Below are 26,269 nucleotides of genomic sequence, written 5' to 3' on the forward strand. Positions count from 1 at the left end.
GCGCCCCAATGTGGCCTTCGGTGCGTTGAACGCACCGAAGGCCGCCTTGGGTGCGTTCAACGCAACCAAGGCCACATTGGGGCGCTCGGGGACCGGGCCACTGTCACTGAACTTCGGACGCGCGACACTAGGCGATCGTGCGGTACTTGCGGAAGCTCAGGCCCCCGGCCAGCACCAGGGTGACGGCCAGGGTGATCGCCACGACCACCCCCGGGTGCTGGGCGGGGAACCCGGTTTCGTCGACCGGCGTGCCCCACAGGCGGCGGACCGCGGTGGTCACCGAGCTGACCGGGTTCCACTCCGCGACCGGGCGCAGCCACGACGGCAGGCGGTCGGTCGACATGAAGGCGTTGGAGAGGAAGGAAAGGCCGAGCGTGGCCACCGCGCCGATGCCGTCGATCGCCTCGGGGTTGCGCAGCGACAGGCCGAGCAGGATGCCGACCCAGATCATCGCGTAGAGGAACACGACGAGCAGGGCGAGCCCGCCGATCAGCGGCAGGAACCCGGTGTGCACCCGGCCGCCGACGAGCAGGCCGGACGCCACGGTGATCGCCAGCGCGATCAGGCCCACCAGGAAGTCACCCAGGGAGTGCCCGATCAGCACCGCGGGCCGGACGATCGGCAGCGAGCGGAACCGGTCGGTCAGGCCGCCGTTCAGGTCGGTGGCGACGGCGATCGCGGTGGGCGCGATGCCGGCCAGGCCGACCTGCATCAGCGCGGCGGGGAACAGGAACTCCGGGTAGCTGCCGCTGCCCGGCACGATCACCGCGTCCTTGAACACGTACCCGATCGCCAGCATGGTGATCAGCGGGTTGAGGGTGACCGCCAGCAGGCGGCCCGGAACGTTGCGCAGGTGGGTGAGACGGCGCCCGGCGAGCGCCAGCACCTCCACCACGGCGTCGGAAAACCGCCGCGCCGGCGCCGGGGCAATCACAGTCATTCGTCCTCCTCGGAAGAGCCGTCCAGTGCGGCGGCGACGATCCGGCCGATGGCGGCCTGGGCTTGCGGGTGCATCATGAATTCGTGCCCGCAGCCGATGCGGTGCGTTTCGATCGCCCCGTCGACGTACGGTGCCCAGCGGCCGGGCCGCTCGGCGAGGTCGGCCTCGGTGAGCCCCTCGGCCGCCAGGAACAGCAGCAGGCGGCCGGAGAAGCGGGCGGGTTCGTACCGGAGAGCGAGCTCGCCGTTGTTGCTCATCACGTCGAGCACCCGGGTCATCCGGTCCTCGCCGATCCCGGCCAGCCGCGAGCCGCCGCGGCGCAGGACGTCGATGACGCCCGCCGGGGACAGGTCGGCGCCCTCGTCGGCGTCGTAGCCGAGGTGTTCCAGGAAGCTGACGAGCAGTTCCTGCCGGGTCGGCGGGGCCTGGCCCGCCGCCTCGACCGGGAAGCTGTCGAGCACGCACAGGGTCTCGACCCGCTCCCCCGCCTCCTGCAGCTGCACGGCGATCTCGTGCGCCAGCAGCCCGCCGAACGACCAGCCGAGCAGGTGGTACGGGCCGGCCGGCTGGATCGCGCGGATCCGGGCGGTGTACTCCTCGGCGACGTCTTCGACGCTGACCGGCAGCTCGCCGTCCCCGCCGACGTTCGGCGACTGCAGCCCGTACATCGGGCGGCCCGGGTCGAGGTGCTGGACGAGCCCGAGGTAGGGCAGGCTCAGCCCGAGCCCCGCGTGCACGCAGAACAGCGGCGCGCGGTCGCCGTCCGGCCGGATCGGCAGCACCGGCGCGAACGGGTCGAGCACGTCACCGCCGTCACCGCCGGTGCCGGCCAGCGCGGCCAGGCGTTCGACGGTCCCGTGCGTCAGGACGTCCGCCACGGTGAACCGCACCCCGGCGTTGCGGGCCAGCGCGACCAGCCGCACCGAGAGCAGGCTGTTGCCGCCCAAGGCGAAGAAGTCCGCGTCGGCGTCGACCTCGGGCAAGCCGAGCGTCTCGGCGAACGCGAGCCGCAGGACCTCCTCGGCCGGCGTGCTCCCGACCGCGCGGGCGGTCGTCGCCGGTGCGGGCAGCCGCGCGTGGTCGAGCTCGCCCGCCGCGGTGAGCGGGAGGGCGGCGAGCTCGACGATCGCCGACGGGACCGCGAAGTCCGGCAGTTCCCGTGCCAGGTGCTCGCGCAGGCCTTCGCCGCGGCCGACGACGTAGGCGACGAGCTGGTCGTCCCGGACCACGACCTCGGCGGCGGCGACGCCGGGGTGGCGCAGCAACGCGGCCTCGACCTCGACCGGCCGGACGGCGAACCCGCGCGCCCGGATCGGCTCGGCCACCAGTTCCAGGGTGCCGTCGAGCCGGCGGCGGACCAGGTCGCCGGTGCGGTACATCCGTTCCCCGGTTTCGAAGGGGTCGGCGACGAACCGCGTGGCGGTGCGGCCGGGTTCTCCCGCGTGGCCGCGGGCGAGGGCCGGGCCGGCGAGCCAGAGTTCGCCGTGTGCGCCCAGTGGGACGGGTCGGAGCGTTTCGTCGAGGACGTAGGCGCGGGCCGGGTGGGGCAAGGTGCCGGGTCCGGCTTGGCCGGTGAAGGTGCGGTAGTGCGTGTGCACCTCGGCACCGGCGCGGTCGAGCCGGTCGACGAGCGGCGTGGCCAGGGGCTCGCCCGCGACGATCAGCCGGACGCCGGCGAGGGCCGGTTCGTGGTGGGCCGCCAGCGCCCGGACCTGGTGGGGAGTGGCGAACAAGACCGCCGGCAATTCGCCTTCGAGGAGCTGGGCGAGTGCGGTGGCGTCGGCGGTTTCGGCCTCGGCGAGGTGGACAGAGCCGCCGGTCGCCAGCGCGGCCAGCGTGGCCGGGATGGCATCGGGGAGCTCGGGGACGATCACCCGGCTGCCGGCCGGGATGGACTCCTGCAGGGCGGCGATGGACTCCGCCAGCGCGCGGCGCGAGAGGACGGTGCCGTCCGGGAGGTGGGCGGCCGCGTGTCCAGGGGCAACCGGTGCGGCGGCGGAGGAAGCCGCCTCGCCGGAAGCCGCCGGGCCGCTCTGCGAGCGACCGGCCTCGGCCTGCGCCGCCGGGCTGCCATCCAAGCGAGCAACCTCGGCCGCCGCCGGGCCGCCGTCCGGGCGACCGGCCTCGGCCGCCGGAGCGGCCGGTGCGGCGGAGGCAGAACCGGCCCCGCCGGAAGCTTCCGGGCGACCGACGTCGATCACCGTGCCGAGCGTGTCGCCCGGCTCGGCCAGCCGGTAGGCCGCCCCTGCTTCGAGCGCGGCCAGCACCTGAACCACGCGTTCCGCCGCCGAGTCCGCGGCGATCGACACCGTCCACTCCGGACCCGCTCCGCGGGCCTTCAGCTTCCGGGCCTCCGCCGTCACGCGGCGGCGCAGCTGCGCGTGGCTCATCCGGCCGCCGTCCCAGATCAGTGCCGGGCCCCGGGTGTTGCGCAGCACCGGCAGCTCCGCCGGTTCCCCGGACCCGGCCACGGAACGCACGGCCGGCGTGTCCAGCTCGATCCGGCTCAACGGGAGCTCCGGATCCTCCGCCACCGCCGACAGCAACCGGTTCAAGCGGGTGGCGAGCAAGCCCGCCGTCTCCGGGGTGAACAGGTCCGCGCAGTACTCGATGCTGCCTTCCATGCCCGCCTCGCCCGGCCGCTCGCCGAGCTGGAACGTCAGGTCGAACTTGAACTTGGCCCCGGTCGCCGGGAGGATCTCCGGCCGCACCGAAAGGCCGCCGAGCGTGAACCGCGGGTCCGGGACCTCGTAGTACGACAGCATCACCTGGAACAACGGCTGGCGCGACAGCGACCGCGCGGGCCGGGCCATCTCGAGCAGGAGCTCGAACGGCAGGTCCTGGTGCGCGTACGCCTCGAGGTCGGTGTCCCGCACCCGGGCGATCAGCTCGGCGAACGTCGGGTTGCGGCCGGTGTCGGTGCGCAGGACCAGCGTGTTGACGAAGAACCCGACGAGGTCGTTCGTCACCTCGTCCGAGCGGCCCGCGACGAGGCTGCCCAGCGGGATGTCCGTGCCCGCGCCGTGCTTGGTGAGCAGCGCGGCCACCGCCGCCTGGACCACCATGAAGACGCTCGCGCCGGACCGGCGGGCCAGCGCCGTCAGTGCTTTGTGGACGGTCGGCGGCACCTCGAAGCCGACCGAGCCGCCGCGGAAGGCGGTGGCGGCCCGGCGCGGGAGGTCCGCGGGCAGCCGCAGCTCGTCGGGCAGGCCGTCGAGCGCGGTGCGCCAGTACTCCCACTGCCGGTCCGCCGCCTGCCGGTCGTCGAGCAGCTCGCGCTGCCAGACCGCGTAATCGGCGTACTGCGCGGCCAGGTCCGCCCAGCCGGGCTCGGCCCCGCGCACCCGGGCGTCGTACGCGGTGGCCAGGTCGCGCGCCAGGACGTCGACCGACCAGCCGTCACCGGCGATGTGGTGCAGGACGAGCAGCAGCACGTGCTCGCCGGTGTCCGCCACGCGGTACAGGGTGGCGCGCAGCGGGCGGTCGGTGGCGAGATCGAACGCGCCGCCCGCCTCGGCCGCCAGCGCCGCGGTGAGCCCGTCCTCGGTGACCGTCGCCGTGGCGAGCGGTGAGTCCGGCGCGGACGGCAGGACCTGCTGGTACGGGACGCCGTCGACGTCGGGGAAGACCGTGCGCAGGACCTCGTGCCGCTCGACGACGTCGCCGAGCGCGGCCGCCAGGGCCGCCGGGTCGAGGTCGCCGCCGAGCCGGACGGCCAGCGGGATGTTGTACCCGGCGCTTTCGAGCCGGTTGAGGAACCACATCCGCGTCTGCGCGTGCGACAGCGGGATCTTCTCCGGCCGGGCGAGCTTCCGGAACCCGGCGCCGGCCTGGCCCGCGGAGACGAGCCGGCCGGCGAGCCGGCTCACGGTCCGCGCCTCGAAGAGGTCCCGGATGGACAGTTCGGCGGCCAGCGCGGACCGGACCCGGCTCACGACCGAGTTGGCCAGCAGGGAATGCCCGCCGATGGCGAAGAAGTCGTCGTCGATCCCGACTTCGGCGACGCCGAGCACGTCGGCCCAGATCTCGCACAGCGTGGCTTCGACCGGGGTGCGCGGGCCGCGGGTGCCCGCGCCCGTGTGCTGTTCCGGCGCGGGCAGCGCCTTGCGGTCGATCTTGCCGTGCGCGGTCAGCGGGAAGCGGTCGAGGACGAGGTACGCGCCGGGGACCATGTACGCCGGCAGCTGCGCGGTCACGTGCTCACGCAGTTCCCCTTCGGTGACGGCACCGGAGACGTACGCGACGAGCCGCCGGTCGTTGCCCGTGCCGTGGACCGTGACCACCGCTTCCCCGACGCCCGCGTGCGCGGCGAGGCAGGCCTCGATCTCGCCGAGCTCGATGCGGTGGCCGCGGATCTTCACCTGGAAGTCGCGGCGCTCCACGAACTCCAGCTCGCCGTCGGGACGCATCCGGACGCGGTCGCCGGTCCGGTACATCCGCGTGCCCGGCTCGCCGAAGGGATCGGCGACGAACACCGCCGCCGTCCGGACCGGATCACCGACGTAACCGCGGCCGACCACCAGGCCGCCGACGAACAGCTCACCGACCGCGCCCGCGGGCACCGGGCGCAGCTCGTCACCCAGCACGTACAGCCGGGAATTGCGCACCGCGTGGCCGATCGGCACCACCTCGACGCCGGACCGGATCACCGCGTGCGTCACGTCGTCCGAGCACTCCGTCGGGCCGTAGGCGTTGACCAGCGGCACGTCCGGGAACCGGGCGAACCACCGCGCGCACAGGTCCGGCGGCAGCGCCTCCCCCGTCACCACGAGCCAGCGCAGCCCCGAGAGATCCGGTTGCCCGGCCAGGTCCCAGGAGTCCAGGGCCGCCCGCAGCAACGACGGCACGACCTCGAGCACCGAGACGCCCTCGGCCCGGATCAAACCGAACAACGCGTCCGGATCAGCCGCCACGACCCGCGACACCACGCGAACCCGGCCGCCGACCAGCAGCGGCGCCAGCATCTGCCACACCGAGACGTCGAACGTCACCGGAGCGTTCTGCACGAGCACGTCCGACGACTCCAGGCCCAGGTCCTCGATCTTGGCCAGCAGGTGGTTCACCATCCCGCGGCGGTGCACCATCGCCCCCTTCGGACGCCCCGTCGAACCCGACGTGAAGATCACGTACGCCAGGTCCAGACCGGCGTCGCCGGCAAAAGCAGGCGCCCACTCCTCGTCTTCGGCCTCGTCCAGGACCACGATCCCGGTGCCGCCGCCGGCGATCTCGGCCGCCAGGTCCTCGAAGCCCGCACCCACCACGACGGCGGTGGCGCCGGAATCCACCAGCAGCCCGGCCAGCCGGGTCACCGGCAACGTCGGGTCCAGGGGCAGGTAGGCCGCCCCGGACCACAACACGCCCAGCACGGCCGTCACGAACCCGACCCCCGGGTCGGCCAGGACGCCGACCACCCCACGGGACGGAAGCCGGCGGGACAGCGCACTCGCGCGCCCGGCCAGCGACGCGTACGAAACCCACGCGCCACCGTCGGCCACCGCGGGGGCCTCCGGCGTCGCCAGCGCGAATTCACGCACCCGCGCCACGACGTCGGCACCCACCGGCCCGGTGGCACCGGCGCCCCGCTCGAGTTCCGCCGCCGGCACCACGTCGATCGACCCGAGCGCCACCGAAGGATCGGCGATGGCGGTGTCGAGCAGGTGCCGGAACATGCCGGTGATCCGGCCGACGCGTTCGGCGTCGAACGCCTCGGGCGCGTAGTCGAAGCGGAAGGCCAGTTCGCCGCCCGGGTTCACGACCAGGCTCAGCGGGTAGTGGCGGGAGTCCTCGGTGACGGCGTCGAGCACGCGCACGTCGTCGCCCAGGACCACGTCGGTCTGTTCGCCGTCGGCGGGCACGTTCTCGAAGACGATGGCGGTGTCGAACAGTTCGCCGGTGCCGGCCAGGCCGGGCACGTCGTTCTGCACCTCGGCCAGCCCGACGTGCTGGTAGGCCGACATCCGGGCCTGCTGGTCGCGGAGGAAGACCAGGAGCTCGTCCAGCGTGCCCGCCGGGTCGAGGTCGGCCCGGACCGGCACCGTGTTGATGAACATGCCGACCATGGTCTCCACGCCCGGCAGCTCCGCCGGGCGCCCGGCGGTGACCGACCCGAACACGACGTCCCGGCGTCCGGTGAGCCGGCCGACCAGGATCGCCCAGCAGGCCTGCACGACGGTGTTGAGGGTGAGCTCGTGCCGCCGGGCCCACGCCACCAGCTCGGCGGTCTCGTCCCGGGACAGCACCACTTCGGCCGACTCCGGCACCGCCTTCAGGTGCCCGTCGAGCTCCGGCGCCACCTTCGTCGGCTCGGTGAGCCCGTCGAGGACCTCGCGCCACGCCTGCCGGGCTTCCCGCTCGTCCTGGCGGCCGAGCCAGGCGAGGTAGTTCCGGAACGGGGCCACTTCCGGCAGCGCGGCCGCGGGGCCTTCGGTGTACAGCGTGGCCAGTTCGCGGATGAGGATCGGCACCGACCAGCCGTCGGTGGCGATGTGGTGGGCGGTCCAGAGGAACCGGTAGCGGCCGGCCGCGACCTTGATCAGGGTGAACCGGACCAGCGGCGGGTGCGCGAGGTCGAACCGGCGCTCCCGGTCCTCGACCGCCAGCCGGCTCAGCCGCTCCCCGCGTTCGGGCTCGGGCAGCGTGGAGAGATCCAGCTCGGTCCAGGGCAGGCCGACCTCGGCGGCGATCAGCTGCACGGCGTCGCCGCCGCGGCGGTGCCGGAAGTAGGCGCGCAGGGTGGCGTACCGGCGCAGCAGCGCGGCACACGCGTCGCGCAGCGCGTCGACGTCGAGCGGGCCGGCGAGGTCCGCGGTGGCCTGCACGGTGTAGACGTCGACGCCGTCGGGGTCGAATTCGGAGTGGAACAGCAGGCCCTGCTGCAACGCCGACAGCGGCAAGACGTCCTCGATGCGGCCGCCTTCCGGCGCCAGCTCCCGCAGCTCGTCTTCGGTCAGCTCGACCAGCGGCCCTTCGGCCACCGCGATCGCCTCGACGTCGGCGCTCGGCTCGCGGAGGCCGACCTGCTCGGCGATCGCGGCCGGCGTGCGGCGCTCGAGGATGTCGCGCGGGGTGAGCTCGATGCCCGCCGTGCGGGCCCGGCCGGCCACCTGGATCGCGCTGATGCTGTCGCCGCCGAGGGCGAAGAAGTTGTCGTCGATGTACACCCGCGGCACGGACAGGACCTCGGCGAGGATGTCGCAGACGACGGTCTCGACGGTGTTGCGCGGGCGGCGCCCGACGACCTCGGCCCGGAAATCCGGTGCGGGCAGCGCTTCGCGGTCGACCTTGCCGTGTTCGGTCAGCGGCAGCTCGTCGAGCACGACCAGCGCCGAGGGCACCATGTAGTCCGGGAGCAGCTGCTGGGCGGTGCTGCGCACGGCACCGGCGTCGATCGGGCCTTCGCCGTCGATGCCGATGAGGTAGCCCGCGAGGCGCTTGCCGCCGTCGGCGTCGGTGAGCACCCGCACGACGGCGTCCAGGACGCCGGGCACGGCCCGCAGTACGCTTTCGATCTCGCCGAGCTCGATGCGGTGGCCGCGGATCTTGACCTGGAAGTCGCGCCGCTCCACGAACTCGAGCTGGCCGTCTTCCCGCAGCCGGACGCGGTCGCCGGTGCGGTACATCCGCGTGCCCGGGCCGCTGAACGGATCCGCGACGAACACCGCCGCCGTCCGCGCCGGGTCACCGACGTAACCGCGGCCCACGACGAGGCCGCCGACGAACAACTCACCGACCGCGCCCGCGGGCACCGGGCGCAGCTCGTCACCCAGCACGTACAGCCGGGAATTGCGCACCGCGTGGCCGATCGGCACCACCTCGACGCCGGACCGGATCACCGCGTGCGTCACGTCGTCCGAACACTCCGTCGGGCCATACGCGTTCACCAGCGGCACATCCGGGAACCGCGCGAACCAGCGCACGCACAGGTCGGGCGGCAGCGCCTCACCGGTCACCACGAGCGAGCGCAGCCCGGAAACATCGGCGGACCGCCCGGCCAGGTCCCAGGAGTCGAGCGCCGCGCGCAGCAGTGACGGCACGACCTCCAGCACCGAAACGCCCTCGGTCCGGATCAAGCCGAACAACGCGTCCGGATCCGCCGCGATCGCCCGGGACACCACCCGGACCCGGCCGCCGACCAGCAGCGGGGCCAGCATCTGCCACACCGAAACGTCGAACGTCACCGGAGCGTTCTGCACGACCACGTCCGCGGGCTCCAGGTCGAGATCCTCGATCTTGGCCAGCAGGTGGTTCACCATGCCCCGGCGGTGCACCATCGCGCCCTTCGGGCGCCCCGTCGAGCCGGACGTGAAGATCACGTAAGCCAGCTCCGCACCGGCGTCTTCGCCCGCGCCGAACACCGGCGCCAGCGCATCCGGGCCGTCTTCGGCACCGTCCAGGGCCACGATCCCGGCACCACTGCCGGCCGCGGCCACCACCTCCGCCGCCAGCTCCTCGTACCCGGGGCCGACGACCACGCGCGAGGCACCCGAATCCACCAGCAGCCCGGCCAGCCGGGCCACCGGCATCCCCGCGTCGAGCGGCACGAACGCCGAACCCGACCAGAGCACGCCCAGCACGGCCGAGACGAACCCGACACCGGGGTCGGCCAGCACGCCCACCAGCCCGCGGGCAGGAAGCCGGCGGGACAGCGCGCTCGCCCGGCCGGTCAGGGACCGGTACGAAACCCAGTCGCCGCCGTCGGCCACCGCGGCCGCCTCCGGCGAGGCCTGTGCGAGGGCGCGGATTCGCGACACCACGTCGGCGCCCACCGGCCCGGCCGCACCGACCCCGCTGGCCAGCAGCTCGCCGAGCTCGTCCGCCGACACGACGTCGACCCCGCCCAGCACCGCCGACGAGCCGGCTTCGGCGAGCCGGCCGACGAACCCGGCCAGCCGCTCCAGGTGCGCGGCGACGCCCTCGGCGTCGTAGAGGTCGGGGTTGCCGTTCAGGTGGATTTCGATGATGTCTTCGGTGACGTCGAGCACGGTCAGCGAAAGGTCGTTGGTGATGCCGGTCGACAGGTTCATCACGCGCGTGTGGCAGTCGCCGAGGCGCAGGCCGGGCTCGGGCGGGAGCACGTTGACGAACGGGCCGCCGAACGGGCGGCGCTCGTCGCTGCGCACGCCGATGTCCCGGCGGATCTGGTTGACGTGGTAGCGCTGGTGCTTGAGGGTCGCGGCGAGCTCGCTCGAGGCCTGGCCCAGCAGGGCGGCGATCGTCATCTGCGGCTCGACGACCATCCGCAGCGGCAGGTAGTTGGCGACCATGCCCGGGGTCGCCCGCGAGCGCACGCCCGCACGCGCCGCGACCGGGACGGTCAGCAGCAGGTCCTTGATGCCCGAAAGCCGTTGCGTGTAGGCCGCCATCGCGGCGATGAAGAACGTCGGCAGCGTCACCTTCGCGCTCGCGGCCGCCTCGCGCACGGCCTTCGCCGTCTCCGGGGGCAGCACCATGGTGCGCCGCAGGAAGCCGCGCGCCGGCGCCGGTTCCTTGCCGGACAGGCTGACCAGGTCGGGCGTGGTGTCGAAGTGGCGTCCCCAGAACGCCTTGTCCCGCAACCGGTGCGGGGAGTCCTGGTAGGCGAGGTCGGCGTCGAGCAGCAGCCGGAACGGCGGCAGGGCGGTGGGCCCGGGGTCCTCCCCGGCCAGCAGGGCGTTGTAGAGCTCGCCCAGCCGGCGGTGGCAGATCGCCGCGCTGAAGCCGTCGCCGATGAGGTGGTGGGTGGTGAGGTACCAGAAGTGCCGCTGCGCGCCGAGCTTGATCAGGGCGCCGCGGAAGAGCGGGAAGTCCTCCAGCGAGAAGGGGTGTCGCATGTCTTCGTGCATCCAGTCGAGCGCGGCGCTCTCCGGGTCGGCTTCCCCGGTCACGTCCGGGTACCGGATCGGCAGCTCGGTCAGCGGCTCGATGAGCTGCCGCGGTTCGCCCTCGACCTCGACGAACCGGGCCCGGAAGCACTCGGCTTCGTCGGCCAGCGCCCGCAAGGCGGCCTGGAACACCCCGACGTCCAGCGGGCCGGTGATGTCCAGGTAGTCCGCCATCGCGTAGGCGAGGCCGCCGCCGGACAGCTGTTCGTCGTACCAGACGTCGGTCTGTGCGGTGGACAGGGGCAGGAATGCGTCGACCGCGGTCATCAGGGCACCTCGAAGAGTGTTTTGGCGTAACGGGAATCGTGTTCGGCACCGTCGAGCAGCGCTTCGGGGCCGTAGTTGTCCTTGACCCACTGGTCCTGGTAGATCGTGTCCAGGTAGCGGTCGCCGAGGTCGGGCGAGATCACCACCGCCGTGGGCTCGGCGCCGCCCGCGTCGTTGTCCGCCAGCCAGCCGAGCGCGCCGGCCAGCACCATGCCGGAGCCGCCCCCGAGCAGGAAGCCGCGCTGCGCGAGCCGGCGGCACTCGCGGATCGCCGCCGCTTCGTCGACCCGCACCAGATCGTCCACGAGGGACATGTCGATGACCGGGAACCGCACGCTCGTGCGCAGGGCCGTGCTGCGCCGCGCGGCCCGCGGCCCGGGGCCGACGCACTCGACGGCGACGATCCGCACCTGCGGCCGGACCTGGCGCAGGTAGCGGGCGCACCCGGTGAGGGTGCCAGCCGAGCCGACGCCGACGAAGAGCACGTCCAGATCCGGCACGGTGCGCAGGATGTCCGGGCCGGTCGAGCGGAAGTGGGCCATCCAGTTGCCCGCGTTGACGTACTGGTCCAGCCAGGTGTAGCCGTCGTTCTCCGCGCACAGGCGGCGGACGAGCCGCAGGCCCGCGGCCGGGTCGGGGGCGACCAGCACCTCGGTGCCGAGGTTCTGCATCAGCTGCCGGGTGAGCAGCGTGCTGCGCGGGTCGGTGACGCAGACGAACCGGTACCCGCGGCTGGCCGCGACCAGGCTCAGCGCCACGCCGAGGTTGCCCGACGACGTTTCGACGATGGTCGAGCCGGGGCGCAGCACGCCCGCGCGCTCGGCCAGCGTCACCATTTCGAGGGCGGGCTTGAGCTTGCTCGAGCGCGCGAAGTTGAAGCCTTCGCACTTCATCAGGACCCGCCGGTCCACGATGTGGTGGAGGTCGACGTACAGGTCCGTGACGTCGAACTCCTCCGGCCTCGTGATCACCTGCACGACGAACCTCCGCTGGACGATTTCCCGGCGTGCGCGGGAAAGGGGTCGCCCCGGCCGACCTTGCCGGCGACCAGGCCCTGGAAAACGGTGAGCTTCTGGATGTTGCCGGCGCCCTCCATGAACTCGACGCCGCGCGCGTCCCGGACCAGCTTGTCCAGCGCCGGGTGCTCCCAGCGGGCTCGCGGCCCGAAGAAGCCGCACGCTTCGAGGGTGGCCTCCTCGGCCAGCCGGCACGCTTCGGCCTTGGCCGCCGAGGCGAGGTGGCCGCGGGAGCCGTCGGCGTCGACCTCGATCGCGGACAGCTGCACGAGGTGGCGCACACCCTCGATGCGGCGGTCGAGCCGGTCGAGCCGGTCGCGGCCGTCGTGGTCGAGCGGGCCGCGTTCGGCCAGCACGTAGTCGTGGGCGGCCGCGGCGATGCCGACCGCGATCGCGGCCACGCCCGGCCGCAGCCGGTTGAAGGTCTGCACGCACGCCCACATGCCCCGCCGGGCGGGCGAGCGGTCCCGGCCGAGCACGCGCTCGGCGGGCACGGCGACGTTGTCCAGGGTCAGCTCGCAGATCCGCGCGGCGCGCAGCCCCAGCGACTCGATCGGCTCGGCGTGGAACCCCGGGTCCGCCGTGTCCACCAGGACCGCGGTGACGCCCAGCGGGCCGGGCCCGGTGCGGGCGAACACGACCCCGAGCGCGGCCCGGGCGGCGTTGCCGACGTACTTCTTGCGGCCGTCGAGCCGGTGGGTGCCGTCGGCCGGTGCCGAAAGCGCCGTCTCCAGCGCGGTGGCGTCGGAGCCGCGATCCGGCTCGGTGAGCGCGAAGAACGTCCACGTGGGACGTTCGAGGAGCCGGCCGTAGAACCACTCCTTCTGCTCCCGGTCGGCCAGCACGTCGACGAGCACGCCGGACATCGACGCGCCGGGGCTGGCCAGCATCAGGCCGGCGTCGCCGCGGGCGAGTTCTTCGAGCACCACCGTCCGCTCGATCGCCGTCATGCCGTGGAAGCGGTGCGCGCCGAGGGACAGGCCCGCGCCCCCGAACTCCCCGGGGACGAGCATGGTGGCCAGGCAGCGGACGCCGGCCAGGTCCAGGTGCGCGCCGACGCCGTCGGGGTCGGTGTCGAGGCCGGCACCGGCGACGCGGAACTCCGCGCCCCACGTCCGGGCCGCGTCCCGCAGCGTCACGAGCCGGTCGTCCAGCACGGTCGCGCTCACGCCACCGCCTCCGGGGTGTAGGCCCCCGCGAGCAGCTCGGAGACGTCGGCGACCTCGCCCGCGCCGCCGCGGACGAACCCCGCCGCGCCGAGCAGGCGCAGCAGGACGCGGTCGGTGTCGGTGAGCCGCCGGTGCAGGTAGGCCAGTGCGTCCGGCGCCGGGTCCGCGTCGTGCGCGGTCAGGAACGCGCGGACTTCGAGCTGCCCGGTCAGCGCCTCGGCCACGGCGCCCTGGACCATCTGGCGGCGCAGCAGAGTGGTGTCGCCGCTGCGCCGCCCGCCGAGGTAGGCCAGGCCGGCGTCGAGCAGGGCGCCGGACAGGCCCAGCCGCAGCCACACCGCCCCGGTCGCCAGGACCGGGTCGACGTGGCCGGCGGGCCGGTGCGTCCGCACGAGGACGACCGGGCCGCCCGGCAGCTGCGCCGTCCGGACCACGAGCACGTCGCCGGCCACCGGCCCGGCCGGCAGGACCGCGACACCGCCGGCACCGAAGACCGGCGCCCCGGCCGGCAGCGCCGCGTGCAGCGCCGCCAGCGCCGGGGCCATCCCTTCCGCACGGGCGGTGTCGTGGCACCGCAGCCAGGTCGCCGTGAGCGGCGGCGAGATCGTGGTCATCGCTCAGGCGGCCATTTCTGCCGAGACGAAGCGGGCCAGCGATCCGACCGACTCGAAGTGGCTCATTTCCAGGTTCTCGGCGTCGAATTCGATGCCCAGCGCCTCTTCCAGCTGCATCAGCAGTTCCAGCACGCCGGTGGAGTCGAGACCGGCGTCCGCGAGCCGGGTCTCCGGGCCGAGGTCGGTGACCTCCGCCTCGAGCACGGACTCCAGTGCGGCGCAGATGCCCGCGACCACGCGGTCGTCCAGGACCTCCGTCGGTTCAGCCACGGTTTCCGTCACTTCGCTCACCATTCCCTTCATGAAGACAGCAGCAATTACCCCACGGGCCCGGAACCGGGCCTCGAGTTCTTTTTTTCTCCGGTTTCGCGTGTGTCGCGTGCTCAGCCCGCCACGACCCGGTCGAGCGGGGCGAGGCCGCGCGCCGCCCGCCGCCGCAGGCCCCGGGAGGTGCGCAGCGGGTCCCAGCCGGGCTCGCGTTCCGGGAGCAGTTCGGGATTCCCCAGCACCCCGGCGGCGCCGTCCGCGAGGACCGGCCGGCCGAGGATCGTCGACGCGCACAGCGCGCCCCCGGTCGCGACCCCGACGATTCCGCCACCGTGCAAGATGCTCTGACCCGTGAGGTAGAGACCGTCGACCCCCGAATCGATATCGGGCCGTTGCCCGACCCGGCCCCAGGTGTGCAGGCCGTACGCGCTGCCCCCGGTCGAAAGCGTGTAGCGCTCCTGGGTCAGCGGCGTCGACGTCTCGACGTGCACGAGGTGCTCGCGGAACGGCCCGATCGCGGCCTCGGCCAGGTCCAGCATCTGCTCGGTCAGCCGGTCCTTCGCGCCCAGGTAGCCGGGTTCGCGCCGGTAGCGGGCCCCGCGCGCCGGCCCCTCCGTGAGGCCCCAGTGCGCGTAGCCCGGCGGGCAGGCCGTCATGATCTGGAAGTTCATGTGCCCCGGCGGGCACGCCGAGCCGGGCACCGGGTCCTTCAGGGAAGCGAAGGACAGGAACGCGAACGGCAGCTCGTCGAGCCGGCCCGCCTCCACCTGGGCGTAGGCCGCGTCGACGTCTTCGTTGGGCCAGTACCAGATGTTCGCGCTGGGCAACGGCAGTTCCCGGTCGAGCGCGACGTAGCAGACGGCCAGCGGCAGGCGCATCGTCGCCGTCTCCGCGCGGGCGACCACGGGGTCGGGCAGGTTTTCCCGGCCGTCGCACAGTTCCAGCACGGTCCGGCGGTAGTCCGCATTGGACACGACCACCGGCGCGCGGTGGACCGTGCCGTCGGTCAGCCGGACGCCGGCCGCCTTGCCGCGCTCGACCAGGATCCGGTCGACGCGCGTGCGGGTGAGCAGCGTGCCGCCGTGCGACTCCAGCAGCTCGACGAAGGACGCGGCGATCACCTGCCCGCCACCCTCCGGGTAGTAGGCACCGCGCAGGTAGTCGTCGAGCATCATCGTGTGCGCGACGACGAGCGTGCCGGCCGGCGCGGACCCGTAGTTCCCGGACTGGGCGGCCAGGATCGTGCGCGCCCGGGCCGAAAGCCCGCAGTGGTCGAACAGCTGCGCCAGCGTCCGGCGGCTCCAGCGCACCATCACGGCCGGCACCTTCGCCGCCGGGCCCGCCGCGAAGGCGGACTCGCGGCAGGCCCGCGCGACGGCCGAGCACACCTCGATGTAGCGGGTGATGCCGTCGGCCTCCGCGGGCAGCGCGGCCCGCAGCCGGTCGGCGTAGCGGTCCCACCCGGTCGGCACGTCCACGGTGACGCTCGGCAGGACGATCCGGTCGAACCCGTCGGGGTCCATGGGGTGGAAGCGCACCCGGTCGCCGAGGCCGAGACCCGAGAGGACCCTCGGCAGCAGGCCGTCCGCCCCGCAGTCGCCGAGGTAGTGCACCCCCACGTCGAACTGGTAGGCGCGCCGCCGGCGGAACACGTGGCTGTTGCCGCCCGCGACGTCGTGCTGTTCGAGCACGAGCACGCGCATTCCGCTCGCCACCAGGTAGCCGGCGCACACGAGGCCGCCGATCCCGGAACCGACCACGATGGCGTCCCAGCGCTCGGCGGCCTTCTCTTCTGTGTCCACGCCCGCGACGTTATGCCGGGGCGGTGACCTCGGGCTGACCGCGCGCTGACAATCTGGGGGAGAGTTCGTCAGCGCCGTGCTGGGGGCTCCGGTCCGCCCGAGGTCACCTATTCAGGGGCGAGCGTCGAAGGTGACGGCCTCGTGCGCAACGTGAACCACGTCGGCGCACAGGTGGCCACCACCGTCAGCACGACGGCCAGCCCGAGTATCAGAAGATATATCCACAAAGGACCGGACGGGAAGAGGCTGTCCGAAACGGCCGCGCTGAAGGGCACCAGCATCGACGCCGCGACCAGCGTGCCGAGGAAGACACCGATGGCGGCCACGACGCCCGCTTCCACGGCCATCATGCGCATCACCTGCCCCCGCGTCGACCCGATGAGCCGCTGCAGCCCGAACTCCCGCCGCCGGTCCGCCGTGGCCATCACCAGCGTGTTCACCATGGAAATCGCGGCGTACACGAGCAGCAGCCCGACGATCAGGTAGTTGACCCAGGCGTTGGCCTGCACCTCGGCCAGGAAGGCCTTGGTCAGCGCCTCCCGGCCGGCCACCTGCACGCCGTCGACGTCCCCGACCCGGCCGCGCAGCGACGTGAGCAGATCGCCTTCCGCCGTCCCGGGTTGCGCCATGACGAGGATCCGGTCGGCCGCACCCGCGGCCGTGTGCGGCGCCAGTGTGTCGGCCGGCATCAGCGCCGACGCCGAGGCCGCCGTGGTCCGCAGCGTCGCGACGACGTCCAGGGTGACCTGGGAGCCGTCGCCCAGCCGCATGGCGACCTTGGCACCCACGCCGACCCCCAGCCGCTGCGCGAGATCGGCGGGCAGGGCGATGGTGTTGCCGCGCAGGGCGTCGAGCTGCCCGCTCGCGACGATGCTCCCCCACGCCTTCGCCACTCCGGCCGCGGTGACGCCGGTGAGGTCCACGCCGTCCTCGTCCTGCGTCGCGTCCGACGGCTTTTCGTTGTACCCCTTGCTCGTCACGAACGCCGTGGCCCCGGCCACCCCGGGCGCCTGCTGCACCTTGGCGACCAGATCCGGCGGCAGGTCTCCGGTCGCGGACGTCACGACGGCGTCGGCGAGCAGCGAGTCGGAGTACTGCTTCTCCGCGACCGCGACCTCCGTGGTCTGGAAATACAGCATGAAGATCGCCAGGCCGGTGGCGAGCATGATGGGCGTGACCGCCCCGGCCATCGGCATCCAGCGGGCACGCGCGTTCAGCGAGGCGAGGTAGCCGGGCAGGCCACCGAACGCGCGGATCGGCCGGCGCAGCACCCCGACCAGCAGCTTGGTGAGCCCCGGGGCGAACAGCGCGACGGCGGTCGCCACCAGCGTGACGGCCGGGCCGGCCGTGCTCGCCGCGAGCGGGCCGTCGACGACGGTGATCGTCAGGTAGGCCAGCGCCACCGCGCCGATCAGGCTCGACACCCCGAGCCACAGCCGCGTCGGGGTCAGCCAGCGCGTGGGGATCGCCGTTTCCCGCATGGCTTCGACGGGGCGTGTCCGGCCCGCGTACCGGGCGGCGACGAACGCGGCACCCCACGCCGAGCTCAGGCCCACGATCGCCGCGGCGACGACCGGGTAGAAGCCCTGCTCGAACTTGAGGACCGGCTGGATCACGCCGAACCCGGTCAGCCGGCCGAAGAGCCAGTTGCCGAGCAGCACGCCCGGGAAGATCGCCAGCGCGGTGCCCAGCGCCCCGATGATCATCGCTTCGCCGGTGATCATCCGGCTCAGCTGACGCGGGGTCGCGCCGATCGCCCGCAGCATGGCCACCTCACGGCGGCGCTGCTGCACCGAGAGCGTCAGGGTGCTCGCGACGACGAACATGGCGACCTGCGCCGCGAGGCCGCCGAACACGGCCGCGAGGATGATCAGCAGCTCGCCGTCACCGGCGGCCTTGGCGAACTCCGCGGTACCGCGGGCGTCGCCGGTCAGCGTCACCGCGCGCTGGTCCCGCACCGCGGTGGCGATCTGCGCGCTGACGGCGCTGACGTCGGCCCCGGGGGCGAGCTGGACGCCGAACGCGTCGACCCGCCCGGCCGCGGACTGCAGCCCGGCGGCCTCGGCGGGCGAGAAGAACACCGCGTCGGCGGCCATCCGGCGGCCGGCGTCGGCGATGCCGGTGACCTGGTAGGAGTGCACGCCCCCGCGGACGGCGATGTCGGCCTTGGCACCGGCGTGCGCCCCGATCCGGGCGGCGGTGGCGGAATCGAGCACGACTTCGCCCTCGCGGATCGGGGCCGCGCCCTCGGTCAGCCGGTAGGGCGCCAGTTCCGCGGAAACCCAGCTGTGGCCGGCCTGGGTGCCGGGCACCGACGGACCGCCCTGGTCGCCGAGCACCTCGGCGTGGAAGGAGACGTCGGGGACCACGTGCGCGACGCCGGGCACGCCGCTGATCGTGCCCGCGAGGCCTTCGCCGAGCCGGACGCGCTCGGACAGCGTCGCGGTCTCGTGTTCGGCGTCCTCACCGTGGCCGACCGTGGGCAGGTCGTAGGACTGGTTGCCGGCGACGACGATCGGCGCGGCGGCGAGGCGCTGCGGCGGGATCACGGTCCGGATGCCGGTTTCCATGAGCCCGCCGCAGGCGAGCATCACGGCGGTGCCGACGAACACCGAGACGAGGGTGGCGATGAAGCCACCGGTGCGGTAGCGCAGGGTGCGTACGACGAGGGTCAGCATCAGCGCGTCAGCTCGCTCATCCAGGGGCCTTCCTGCGGCCGCTGCTCGGTGCGGGCGACGAGGTTGGTCATCCGCCGCGCCACCTCTTCGGGGTTCGGCTGCCGCAGCTCGTCGACGACGCGGCCGTCGGCGAGGAACAGCACGCGGTCGGCGTAGGAGGCGGCCACCGGGTCGTGGGTGACCATCACGATGGTCTGCCGGGACACGCTCTTCGCCTCTCGCAGCAGGGAAAGCACCTCCTGGGCCGACCGCGTGTCCAGCGCGCCGGTCGGCTCGTCGGCGAAGATGACCTCGGGGTGGGTGACGAGGGCGCGGGCGATCGCCACCCGCTGCTGCTGTCCGCCGGAGAGTTCCGCGGGCCGGTGGTGCCGCCGCTGGCCGAGCCCGACCTGTTCGATGACGCGGCGCACGAGAGCCGGGTCGGCGCGCCGTCCCGCCAGCCGCAGCGGCAGGGTCACGTTCTGCTCGACGTCGAGCGCGGGCAGCAGGTTGAAGGCCTGGAAGACGAACCCGATCCGGTCGCGCCGCAACCGGGTCAGCTCGACCTCGCGCATCACGCTGAGGTCGGTGCCGCCCAGCACGACCGAGCCGGACGTCGGCTTGTCCAGGCCGGCCGCGCAGTGCAGCAGCGTGCTCTTGCCCGAACCCGACGGTCCCATCACCGCGGTGAACGTGCCGGCGGCGAAGCCCGCCGTCACGTTGTCGAGGGCCAGTACCTGCGCCCCGTTCTTGCCGTACGCCTTGCGTACGGACAGCAGCCGCACGACTTCGACCGTGTCGTCTTGGTGGTACATCTGCGGCTCCCCTGCGCGGCTTCGCTTCCGTTCGTTCTTTACCGCGACCACGTTACGAAGGTGCGGCCCGGTTTCCGAGGGTGCTAGGGAGCGGAAGTTTGCGGGGGTTAGCACTACCGCGGAGAACGGCCCGGCCTGCGCATAATGGGCGCCATGACTAGCGGAAGCCCGGTCGCCACGATGACGCGGTCGCTGCTGCGCGACGGCGGGCTCGCCACCTTGCGCGGCGGCGCGCTCGCCGTGGTCGCGGTGACCGAACTCGTGATGTTCGTCGTCGTGGTCACCGCCGGCTCGCTGATCGGCGTGGGCGTGGGACTGTTCATGCTGCCTCCGGCCGTGCTGCTGATGCGCGCCCTGACCGACCGGGTGCGCGCGGCGGCCGACGCGTGGTCCGGCGTGCGGATCGCCTCGCCGTACCTGCCCGAGCCGGCCGGGAGCTCGGCGCTGCGCCGCTGCCACCACCTGCTCGGCGACCGCGCGAACTGGCGCGACGCGCTGTGGCTGGTGGTGGACAGCTCCCTCGGCATCCTGCTGACGCTCACCCCGCTCCTCCTGATCGTGCACGGCCTCCGCGGGCTGGCGATGCCGTTCCTGGTCGGGACCGACGCGGCCGACTGGCTCGGCAGCTGGTACGTGGTGCTCCCGGTGGACGACCCGACGACGGCCTGGTTCGCCGCCATCCTCGGCCTGGCGCACTTCCCGCTCGCGCTGTGGAGCGCTCCGCACCTGCTGAAGCTGCACGCGCGGCTCGCGGCCACGCTGCTGGCGCCGACCGAGGTGACCCGGCTGACGAACCGCGTGCAGCACCTGGCGGAAAGCCGCGACGACGCCGTGGGGTCCCAGGCGACCGAGCTGCGCCGCATCGAGCGCGACCTGCACGACGGCGCGCAGACCCACCTCGTCGCGATGGGGATGACGCTCGACGCGGCGATGCGCGTGCTCGACTCCCATCCCGAAGCGGCCCGGTCCTTGATGGACGAGGCGAAGAACAGCTCGGCCAAGGCGTTGCAGCAGCTGCGGGACCTCGTCCGGGGCATCCAGCCGCCGGTGCTGGTCGACCGCGGTATCGCCGACGCGATCCGCACCCTGGCCATCGAAAACCCGCTGCGGATCGAGACGACGATCGACCTGCCCGGCCGGCCGTCACTGGCGGTCGAGACCGCCGCGTACTTCTCGGTGTCCGAACTGCTGAACAACGCGATGAAGCACTCCGGGGCGCAGAGCGGCGCGATCCACGTCCACTACGAGTTCGGCCGGCTGGTGATCAACGTCAGCGACAACGGCGGCGGCGGCGCGGACACCGAAGGCGGCACGGGACTGCGCGGCATCGAAAAGCGGCTCGCCCCGCTCGACGGCTTCATCACGATCCTCAGCCCGCTCGGCGGGCCGACCATGGTGACGATCGAAATCCCGTGCGCCTTGGCGCCCTGACGCCGTCAGTGCTTCAGGTAGGCCAGCACCGCCAGGACTCGCCGGTTGGCGTCCTCGGACTGCGGCAGGTTCAGCTTGGCGAGGATGTTGTTGATGTGCTTGGAAACGGCCTTCTCGGAGATGACCAGCTCGCCCGCGATGTTGCTGTTGGACCGCCCTTCGGCCATCAGCTTGAGGACTTCGCGCTCCCGGGCGGTCAGCCGCTCCAGGCGGTCGTCGCGGGTGTTGTGCGTCAGCAGCCGGGTCACGACGTCGGGGTCCATCACCGTGCCTCCGAGAGCGACCTGGCGGACGGCGTCCACGAACTGGTCGCCGTGGAACACGCGGTCCTTGAGCAGGTAGCCGACCGAGCCCTCGCCGTCCGCGAGGAGTTCGTCGGCGTACAGCCGTTCCACGTATTGCGAGAGGACGAGCACCGGGAAGCCCGAGATCCGGCGGCGCGCTTCGATCGCGGCGCGCAGGCCCTCGTCGGTGAACGACGGCGGCAGCCGGATGTCGACGATCGCGATGTCGGGCCGTTCGCGCAGCATCGCTTCCAGCAGGTCCGGCCCGTTGTCCACCGCCGCGCTGACCTCGAATTCGTGCGCTTCGAGCAGCCGCACCAGACCGTCCCTGAGCAGGAACTGGTCTTCACCGATGACCACGCGCACTTTGTCCGTCCCCCGCTTCGAGCCCGACCACGACGACCCTCATCATAGGGGCCGCGTCAGTCGGACCCGGCCACCACGCAGATCCCCAGCGCACCGCGGCGCGGGTCGTAGTCGGCCAGCAGCACCGGGCCGGCGGCCGGGGCGGCGGCGAGCGGCGCCCAGAGCCCGGTGCACGGGAACTCGGGCGGCGCGACGATCGCCCCCGGCCAAGCACCCGCCGCCCGGGCGAGCCCGCTGCCGATGACGACCGTTTCCGCCGGCTCGAACTCCGGCAGGGCGTCCGGCGCCACTTCGGGTTCGTAGCCGACGCGGACCGTCCGGCGCCCGCCCGTCTCGAACAGCAGGGCCGTGGCGGCGTCGCCGATCCGGCCGGGCACGTCGTACGGCGTGACGCCCTGGTCCATGATCAGGACGAGGACACGCCGGTACTCGTGGCGCCGAGCGTAGGAACCGGCGATGCGCAGCGCGGTGAACGGGGCCAGGCTTCCCTGCCCCGAAACGGAAAACACCAGCGGGTGCCCGGGGAGCACGGCGGTGAGGTTCACCGGCGCCGACAGCCGCGGGTCGAACTCCGGCGCCGCGTGCGCGACGATCGCGAGGTCGATCCGCTCGCCGGACAGCTGCCCGGCGAGCAGTTCGCGGGCCATCGCGAGGAAGGGGTTGCCGCGCGCCCGCGTCACCCGGCCGGGCCGGAAGCCGATGTCGTGCCCGCGGCTGAGGTCGGCGAAGTACCGGTGCAGCGCGGGAACGTCGATTTCGCGCTCGCCGGGTGCGAATTCACGCCGGGTCGCCAGCGCCAGGCGCAGCGGCAACGGCTGCAGGCCCGGCGATGGCGTGGCGGACAGGGTGGTCGTGGACGCGCGGTACATCGCCTAGCGCTCCGCGCCCACGGCGACCGGCGGCGCGAACTCGTGCAGGTGCTGGCGGCGCAGCAGGTCCGCGGGCTCGTCGCGCTCGCTGACGAGGTAGTGGCGTCCACCGTGGACGATGACTTCGGCCGGGTAGCCGTGGCTGAGGAAGAGCACCGGTGACGCCGTCGGGCCGTAGGCACCGGATCGCGTGACACCGATCAGGTCGCCCGGGCGGACCGGCGGCAGCGCGGCCTTCTTGGCGAGCACGTCGTTGGGCGTGCACAGCGGGCCGGTCACCTGCCAGGTTTCGGTGGCGGGTTCGTCGATGCGGTTGAGCAGCCGGATCGGGAAGTCGCGCTTGACGTAGGACCCGATGCCGACGGCGGCCATGTGGTGGTTCGTGCCACCGTCGGCGACGGCGAAGTTCTGCCCCAGCGAGGTCTTGGTGTAGCGGACGCGGACGACGTAGGTCCCGGAGGTGGCGGTCAGGTACCGGCCGAGCTCCATGACCAGCCGCGTCGCCGGGTGCCGCTGCGCGAACTCGTCGATGACCGGGTTGAGCATCGCGGCGAGCAGATCGCGGTCGAGGTCCTTCTCGCCGTCGAAGTACGCGACCCCGAGGCCGCCGCCGACGTCGACCATGTCCAGCGGGAACCCGAGCTGCCGCGAAACGCGTTCGGCGAGTTCGAAGATCCGCCGCGTGTTTTCGACGATCGGCTCCTCGTCCAGGATCCGGGTGCCCATGTAGACCTGCACGCCCATCAGCCGCAGGTTCGGGTGCCGGTCGGCGAGGTCGGTGGCGGCGAGCAGCTGTTCTTCGTCGATGCCGAACTGGCGCGGCTTGCCGCCCATGGTGAGGCCCGAGCCCTTGACCGCGAAGCTGGGGTTCACGCGCAGGGTGACCCGCGCTTCGATCCCGCGTTCGCGCGCGAGCCCGTCGAGGACCGCCAGCTCGCCGAACGATTCACAGACCACCGTGTAGACGTCTTCGTCCAGGCAGGCAGCCAGTTCCGAGGTGCTCTTGCCGGGGCCGAGAAAGATGATGTCCTCGCCGGCGACCCCGGCCCGGCGCGCGGTGATCAGTTCGGCCATCGACGACACTTCGGCCCGGGCACCGTGGGCGTGCAGCAGCGCGCACACCGAGATGTTCGGATTGGACTTCAGCGAATAGAAGATCTCCAGCCGCGGGTGCAGCTGCTCGCGAAGACCCAGCAGCCGGCCGCCCAGTTCGTCACCGTCGTAGACGAAGAGCGGGGTGCCGTAACGCTCCGCGAGTTCGGCGATGCCGACGCCCGAGATCTCGAATTCGACACTCATTGCAGTGCTCCTCATTTCCGGAAGACCATGGCGGAGAACGTCGACCCCAGGCCGACGGAAATCATCAGGTAGCGGGCGCCGGGCGCGATCAAACCGAGACCGTTGGCGGCGTGGTAATTGAGAAAGGGGTCGGCGCAGAAGCAGTGCCCGGTCGTCCCGACGTTCTGCAGGAAGATCTTCGAGCGCGGGATGCCCAGCGCCGCGCTCGCGCGGACCCAGGAGATCTTGTTGACGTTGTGCGGCAGCACCAGGTCGATGTCGTCGACGGTCAGCCCGGCGGCCGCGATGGCTTCGAGCGCGATGTCGGCGACCGTGCCGGGGTAGATCTGCCGGAACTCGGCGGCCTGGTCGTCGTCGAGGATGACTTCGCCACCCGGGCCGCCGAGCGTGGTGGTGGCGTAGCCGATCAGGGTGTCCTGGTCCTCGCCCGGCCCGACGAGCACCGCGGCGGTGGCCTCCCCCATGATCGCGGTATCGGGAATGACCTGCGCGGAGTGGGTGAACGCCTTTTCGCCGGTGAGGATCAGCGCGAGCGCATCGGGATCGCCGTCGGCGGCCAGCAGCGTGCCGCACAGGTCGACGGCGAGCAGCCCGGAGGCGCAGGCGTGGTCGGTGAGGGTGAACAGGGTGGCGTGGGTGAGCCCGAGCGCCTCCCGCACGTCGACCATCGGGTCGACGGGGTACGGGTTCGCGGCCGGCATCGTCTTGGCGCGCACGACGTACCGGACGCGCTCTTCCCGGCCCCGCAGGGAATCGAGCTTGCTGACCGCACCGAGGATCATGTCCGCTTCGGACTCGTCCGACCGGCAGACCTCGTCGAGGCCGTACATCCGCCGGAACCGGCGCAATTGCCCGGCCGAGAGGCCCAGCTCGTCCTGCAGCGATTCGATCGCCACGGTCGTGGGCACGTAAGTGGACACCGCCACCAGCGAAGTCATCGCACCGTCAACTCCCCTCGGGTCCGCCACCGGTTTCTCGGTCCGGCCCAGAATCGCGGCGTCCGCTGACGAGGCACTGACCGGCCGCTGACCCGCGGATCAGGCGTGGATTTTCCGGCGGGGTAACGGCAGTTCCGCCGGCGCTTCGGCTTCCGCCGTCGCATCACCCGGATCCCGCGCCGGCCTCACCGCCCGCTCAGGCAACAGCCCGGCCCCACCGCGGCGACCGGACCAGGCCGGCTCAGGCCGGTGGCTCCCCGAAAGCCTTCAACAGCAACCGATGCAACGTCTCCCGCTCACCCGGGCTCAACCGGGCCAGCAGCTCCCCGGTCACCGCGCTCGAAACCTCCTCGACCTTCCCCACCGTCGCGTGGCCGCGCTCGGTGAGGGTGAGGACGTGCCGGCGGCGGTCCTCGGTGTCGCGCTTCCGCGACACCCAGCCCGCCGCCTCCAGCCGGTCGAGCACCTTCACCAGGTCGCTGCGGTCCAGGCCGAGCCGGTCCGCGACGCGCTGCTGCGACAGCGGACCGGACTCGCCGATGCAGACCAGGACGTAGTAGTCGCGCAGGGCGACCCCGTGGCCGGCCAGTGCCGTGTCGATCCGGCCGACGCCGCTGCGGTGCAGCTGGCCCATCACGTAGGTGGGCCAGCGCAGCAACGCGCGGGGCCGTTCGGACGAGGAAGCGGACATGGCGGCGAGCATAGGGCGACCCGCCGGTCGGCATAATTGTAGGGTCACCCTACAGTATGGGTCATGAATGAACTTCCGATCGCGCTGGTCACCGGCGCGAGCCGCCCGGAGGGGCTCGGCTTCGCCGTCGCCCGCGAGCTCGCCGTCCGCGGCCACCACGTCGTCCTCGCCGGCCGGCACCCCGAGCGGACCCGCGCGCTGGCCCGGCAGCTCGCCGGCGAAGGACTCTCCGCCGGCGCGGTGCGCCTCGACGTCACCGCCGCGGCCGACGTCGCCGCGTGCGCGGAATTCCTGCGCGGCCTCGCCGGCCGGCTCGACGTCCTGGTGAACAACGCCGCCGCCATGCCCGACTTCACCGCGACGTCCCTGCTGGGCGCCGACCTCACCGAGGCCCGCACCGCCTACGACGTCGACGTCCTCGGCAGCTGGGCGCTCGTGCAGGCCTGCCTGCCGCTGCTGCGGGCCGCCCCCGCCGCCCGGATCGTCAACGTCTCCAGCGGTGCCGCCGCGCAGATCGCCGCCGGGACCGGCCTCCGCGAAGGCGTCCGGTCCCCCGGCTATTCCCTGGCCAAGTACGCCCTCAACGCCTTCACCGCGACCCTCGCGGCCGAACTGCGCGAAACCGGCATCCTGGTCAACGCCGTCGACCCCGGCTCGGTCGCCACCCACCCCGAACGCGGCGACGACGCCGCCGACCGCTCCCCCGCGGAAGCGGCCCTCGACGTCGTCCACGCGGCGACCCTGCCGGCCGGCGGGCCGACCGGCGCCCTGCTCAGTGCCGGCGACCCAGCGCTTCGCGCTTGACGAACCCGATCACGCCGGTCGCGACGAACAGCACCGCGCCCACGATGATCAGCCAGAACAGGCTCTTGACGACGATGCCGAGCACGACCAGGACGGCCCAGACCACGAGCAGGGCGACGAGGATTCCCATGGCGATTCCCTTCTGAACGGTCAGGAGGGAAATACCCCGTGGCCGGGGTG

The 26,269-nt window shown here is 72.9% G+C and carries 17 protein-coding genes; 2 read left to right on the forward strand and 15 right to left on the reverse strand.

Annotated features, from left to right (window positions below; translation table 11 throughout):
* Positions 1-127: 127 nt before the first annotated feature.
* The 9 genes from AB0M30_RS11205 to AB0M30_RS11245 form a co-directional block, all read right to left on the reverse strand.
* Positions 128-940, reverse strand: coding sequence for an ABC transporter permease (locus AB0M30_RS11205; protein ID WP_233226151.1), 813 nt, complete (start codon positions 938-940; stop codon positions 128-130).
* On the reverse strand, positions 937-11,067 hold the full coding sequence (locus tag AB0M30_RS11210; protein ID WP_364582658.1) for an amino acid adenylation domain-containing protein: 10,131 nt from the start codon (positions 11,065-11,067) through the stop codon (positions 937-939). The genes AB0M30_RS11205 and AB0M30_RS11210 overlap by 4 nt, the downstream gene beginning before the upstream one ends.
* Positions 11,067-12,044 (reverse strand): pyridoxal-phosphate dependent enzyme, encoded by a 978-nt coding sequence (locus tag AB0M30_RS11215; protein ID WP_103342272.1) that lies wholly within the window; start codon positions 12,042-12,044, stop codon positions 11,067-11,069. The genes AB0M30_RS11210 and AB0M30_RS11215 overlap by 1 nt, the downstream gene beginning before the upstream one ends.
* A complete protein-coding gene (locus AB0M30_RS11220) occupies positions 12,035-13,252 on the reverse strand; it encodes an acyl-CoA dehydrogenase family protein (RefSeq protein WP_364582660.1) in 1,218 nt (405 codons plus the stop codon). The genes AB0M30_RS11215 and AB0M30_RS11220 overlap by 10 nt, the downstream gene beginning before the upstream one ends.
* The gene (locus AB0M30_RS11225) at positions 13,249-13,866 is read right to left on the reverse strand and encodes a DUF2786 domain-containing protein (protein ID WP_364582663.1); all 618 of its coding nucleotides are present in this window, start codon (positions 13,864-13,866) and stop codon (positions 13,249-13,251) included. Before AB0M30_RS11225 ends, AB0M30_RS11220 begins: the two co-directional genes overlap by 4 nt.
* A gap of 3 nt (positions 13,867-13,869) precedes the next feature.
* Positions 13,870-14,148 carry an acyl carrier protein gene (locus tag AB0M30_RS11230; RefSeq protein ID WP_364582665.1) on the reverse strand — a complete coding sequence of 93 codons (279 nt, stop codon included), beginning with the start codon at positions 14,146-14,148 and terminating at the stop codon, positions 13,870-13,872.
* A gap of 101 nt (positions 14,149-14,249) precedes the next feature.
* Entirely contained in the window at positions 14,250-15,935 is a 1,686-nt protein-coding gene (locus AB0M30_RS11235; protein ID WP_364582668.1) for an NAD(P)/FAD-dependent oxidoreductase, read from the reverse strand.
* Between the two features lie 107 nt (positions 15,936-16,042).
* The gene (locus AB0M30_RS11240) at positions 16,043-18,613 is read right to left on the reverse strand and encodes an FtsX-like permease family protein (protein ID WP_364582670.1); all 2,571 of its coding nucleotides are present in this window, start codon (positions 18,611-18,613) and stop codon (positions 16,043-16,045) included.
* Positions 18,613-19,407 carry an ABC transporter ATP-binding protein gene (locus AB0M30_RS11245; RefSeq protein WP_364582672.1) on the reverse strand — a complete coding sequence of 265 codons (795 nt, stop codon included), beginning with the start codon at positions 19,405-19,407 and terminating at the stop codon, positions 18,613-18,615. The genes AB0M30_RS11240 and AB0M30_RS11245 overlap by 1 nt, the downstream gene beginning before the upstream one ends.
* A 153-nt stretch (positions 19,408-19,560) precedes the next feature.
* Here AB0M30_RS11245 and AB0M30_RS11250 point away from each other — a divergent pair, with 153 nt between their 5' ends.
* On the forward strand, positions 19,561-20,838 hold the full coding sequence (locus AB0M30_RS11250; RefSeq protein ID WP_364582675.1) for a sensor domain-containing protein: 1,278 nt from the start codon (positions 19,561-19,563) through the stop codon (positions 20,836-20,838).
* Between the two features lie 5 nt (positions 20,839-20,843).
* Here the strand turns inward: AB0M30_RS11250 and AB0M30_RS11255 are convergent, their stop codons facing one another.
* The 5 genes from AB0M30_RS11255 to AB0M30_RS11275 form a co-directional block, all read right to left on the reverse strand.
* Positions 20,844-21,488, reverse strand: coding sequence for a response regulator transcription factor (locus AB0M30_RS11255; RefSeq protein ID WP_013225874.1), 645 nt, complete (start codon positions 21,486-21,488; stop codon positions 20,844-20,846).
* A gap of 56 nt (positions 21,489-21,544) precedes the next feature.
* Positions 21,545-22,357, reverse strand: a complete 813-nt coding sequence (locus tag AB0M30_RS11260) for a hypothetical protein (RefSeq protein WP_364582677.1) — start codon at positions 22,355-22,357, stop codon at positions 21,545-21,547.
* 3 nt (positions 22,358-22,360) lie between these two features.
* Complete coding sequence (locus AB0M30_RS11265; protein WP_364582679.1) at positions 22,361-23,656, reverse strand: type III PLP-dependent enzyme; 1,296 nt, start codon at positions 23,654-23,656, stop codon at positions 22,361-22,363.
* An 11-nt stretch (positions 23,657-23,667) separates the two neighbouring features.
* The gene (locus AB0M30_RS11270; protein WP_364582682.1) at positions 23,668-24,594 is read right to left on the reverse strand and encodes a 3-oxoacyl-[acyl-carrier-protein] synthase III C-terminal domain-containing protein; all 927 of its coding nucleotides are present in this window, start codon (positions 24,592-24,594) and stop codon (positions 23,668-23,670) included.
* A gap of 241 nt (positions 24,595-24,835) precedes the next feature.
* Positions 24,836-25,285, reverse strand: coding sequence for a MarR family transcriptional regulator (locus tag AB0M30_RS11275; RefSeq protein ID WP_364582685.1), 450 nt, complete (start codon positions 25,283-25,285; stop codon positions 24,836-24,838).
* Positions 25,286-25,348: 63 nt separating this feature from the next.
* On the opposite strand from AB0M30_RS11275, the gene AB0M30_RS11280 reads away from it, so the two are divergent.
* Complete coding sequence (locus AB0M30_RS11280) at positions 25,349-26,089, forward strand: SDR family NAD(P)-dependent oxidoreductase (RefSeq protein WP_364582688.1); 741 nt, start codon at positions 25,349-25,351, stop codon at positions 26,087-26,089.
* Here AB0M30_RS11280 and AB0M30_RS11285 read toward each other — a convergent pair.
* Entirely contained in the window at positions 26,058-26,219 is a 162-nt protein-coding gene (locus tag AB0M30_RS11285; RefSeq protein WP_360175790.1) for a hypothetical protein, read from the reverse strand. The genes AB0M30_RS11280 and AB0M30_RS11285 overlap by 32 nt on opposite strands.
* Positions 26,220-26,269 lie beyond the last annotated feature (50 nt).

Origin of the sequence: Amycolatopsis sp. NPDC051716, from assembly GCF_040681595.1 — a bacterium.
Taxonomy (GTDB): Bacteria; Actinomycetota; Actinomycetes; order Mycobacteriales; family Pseudonocardiaceae; genus Amycolatopsis.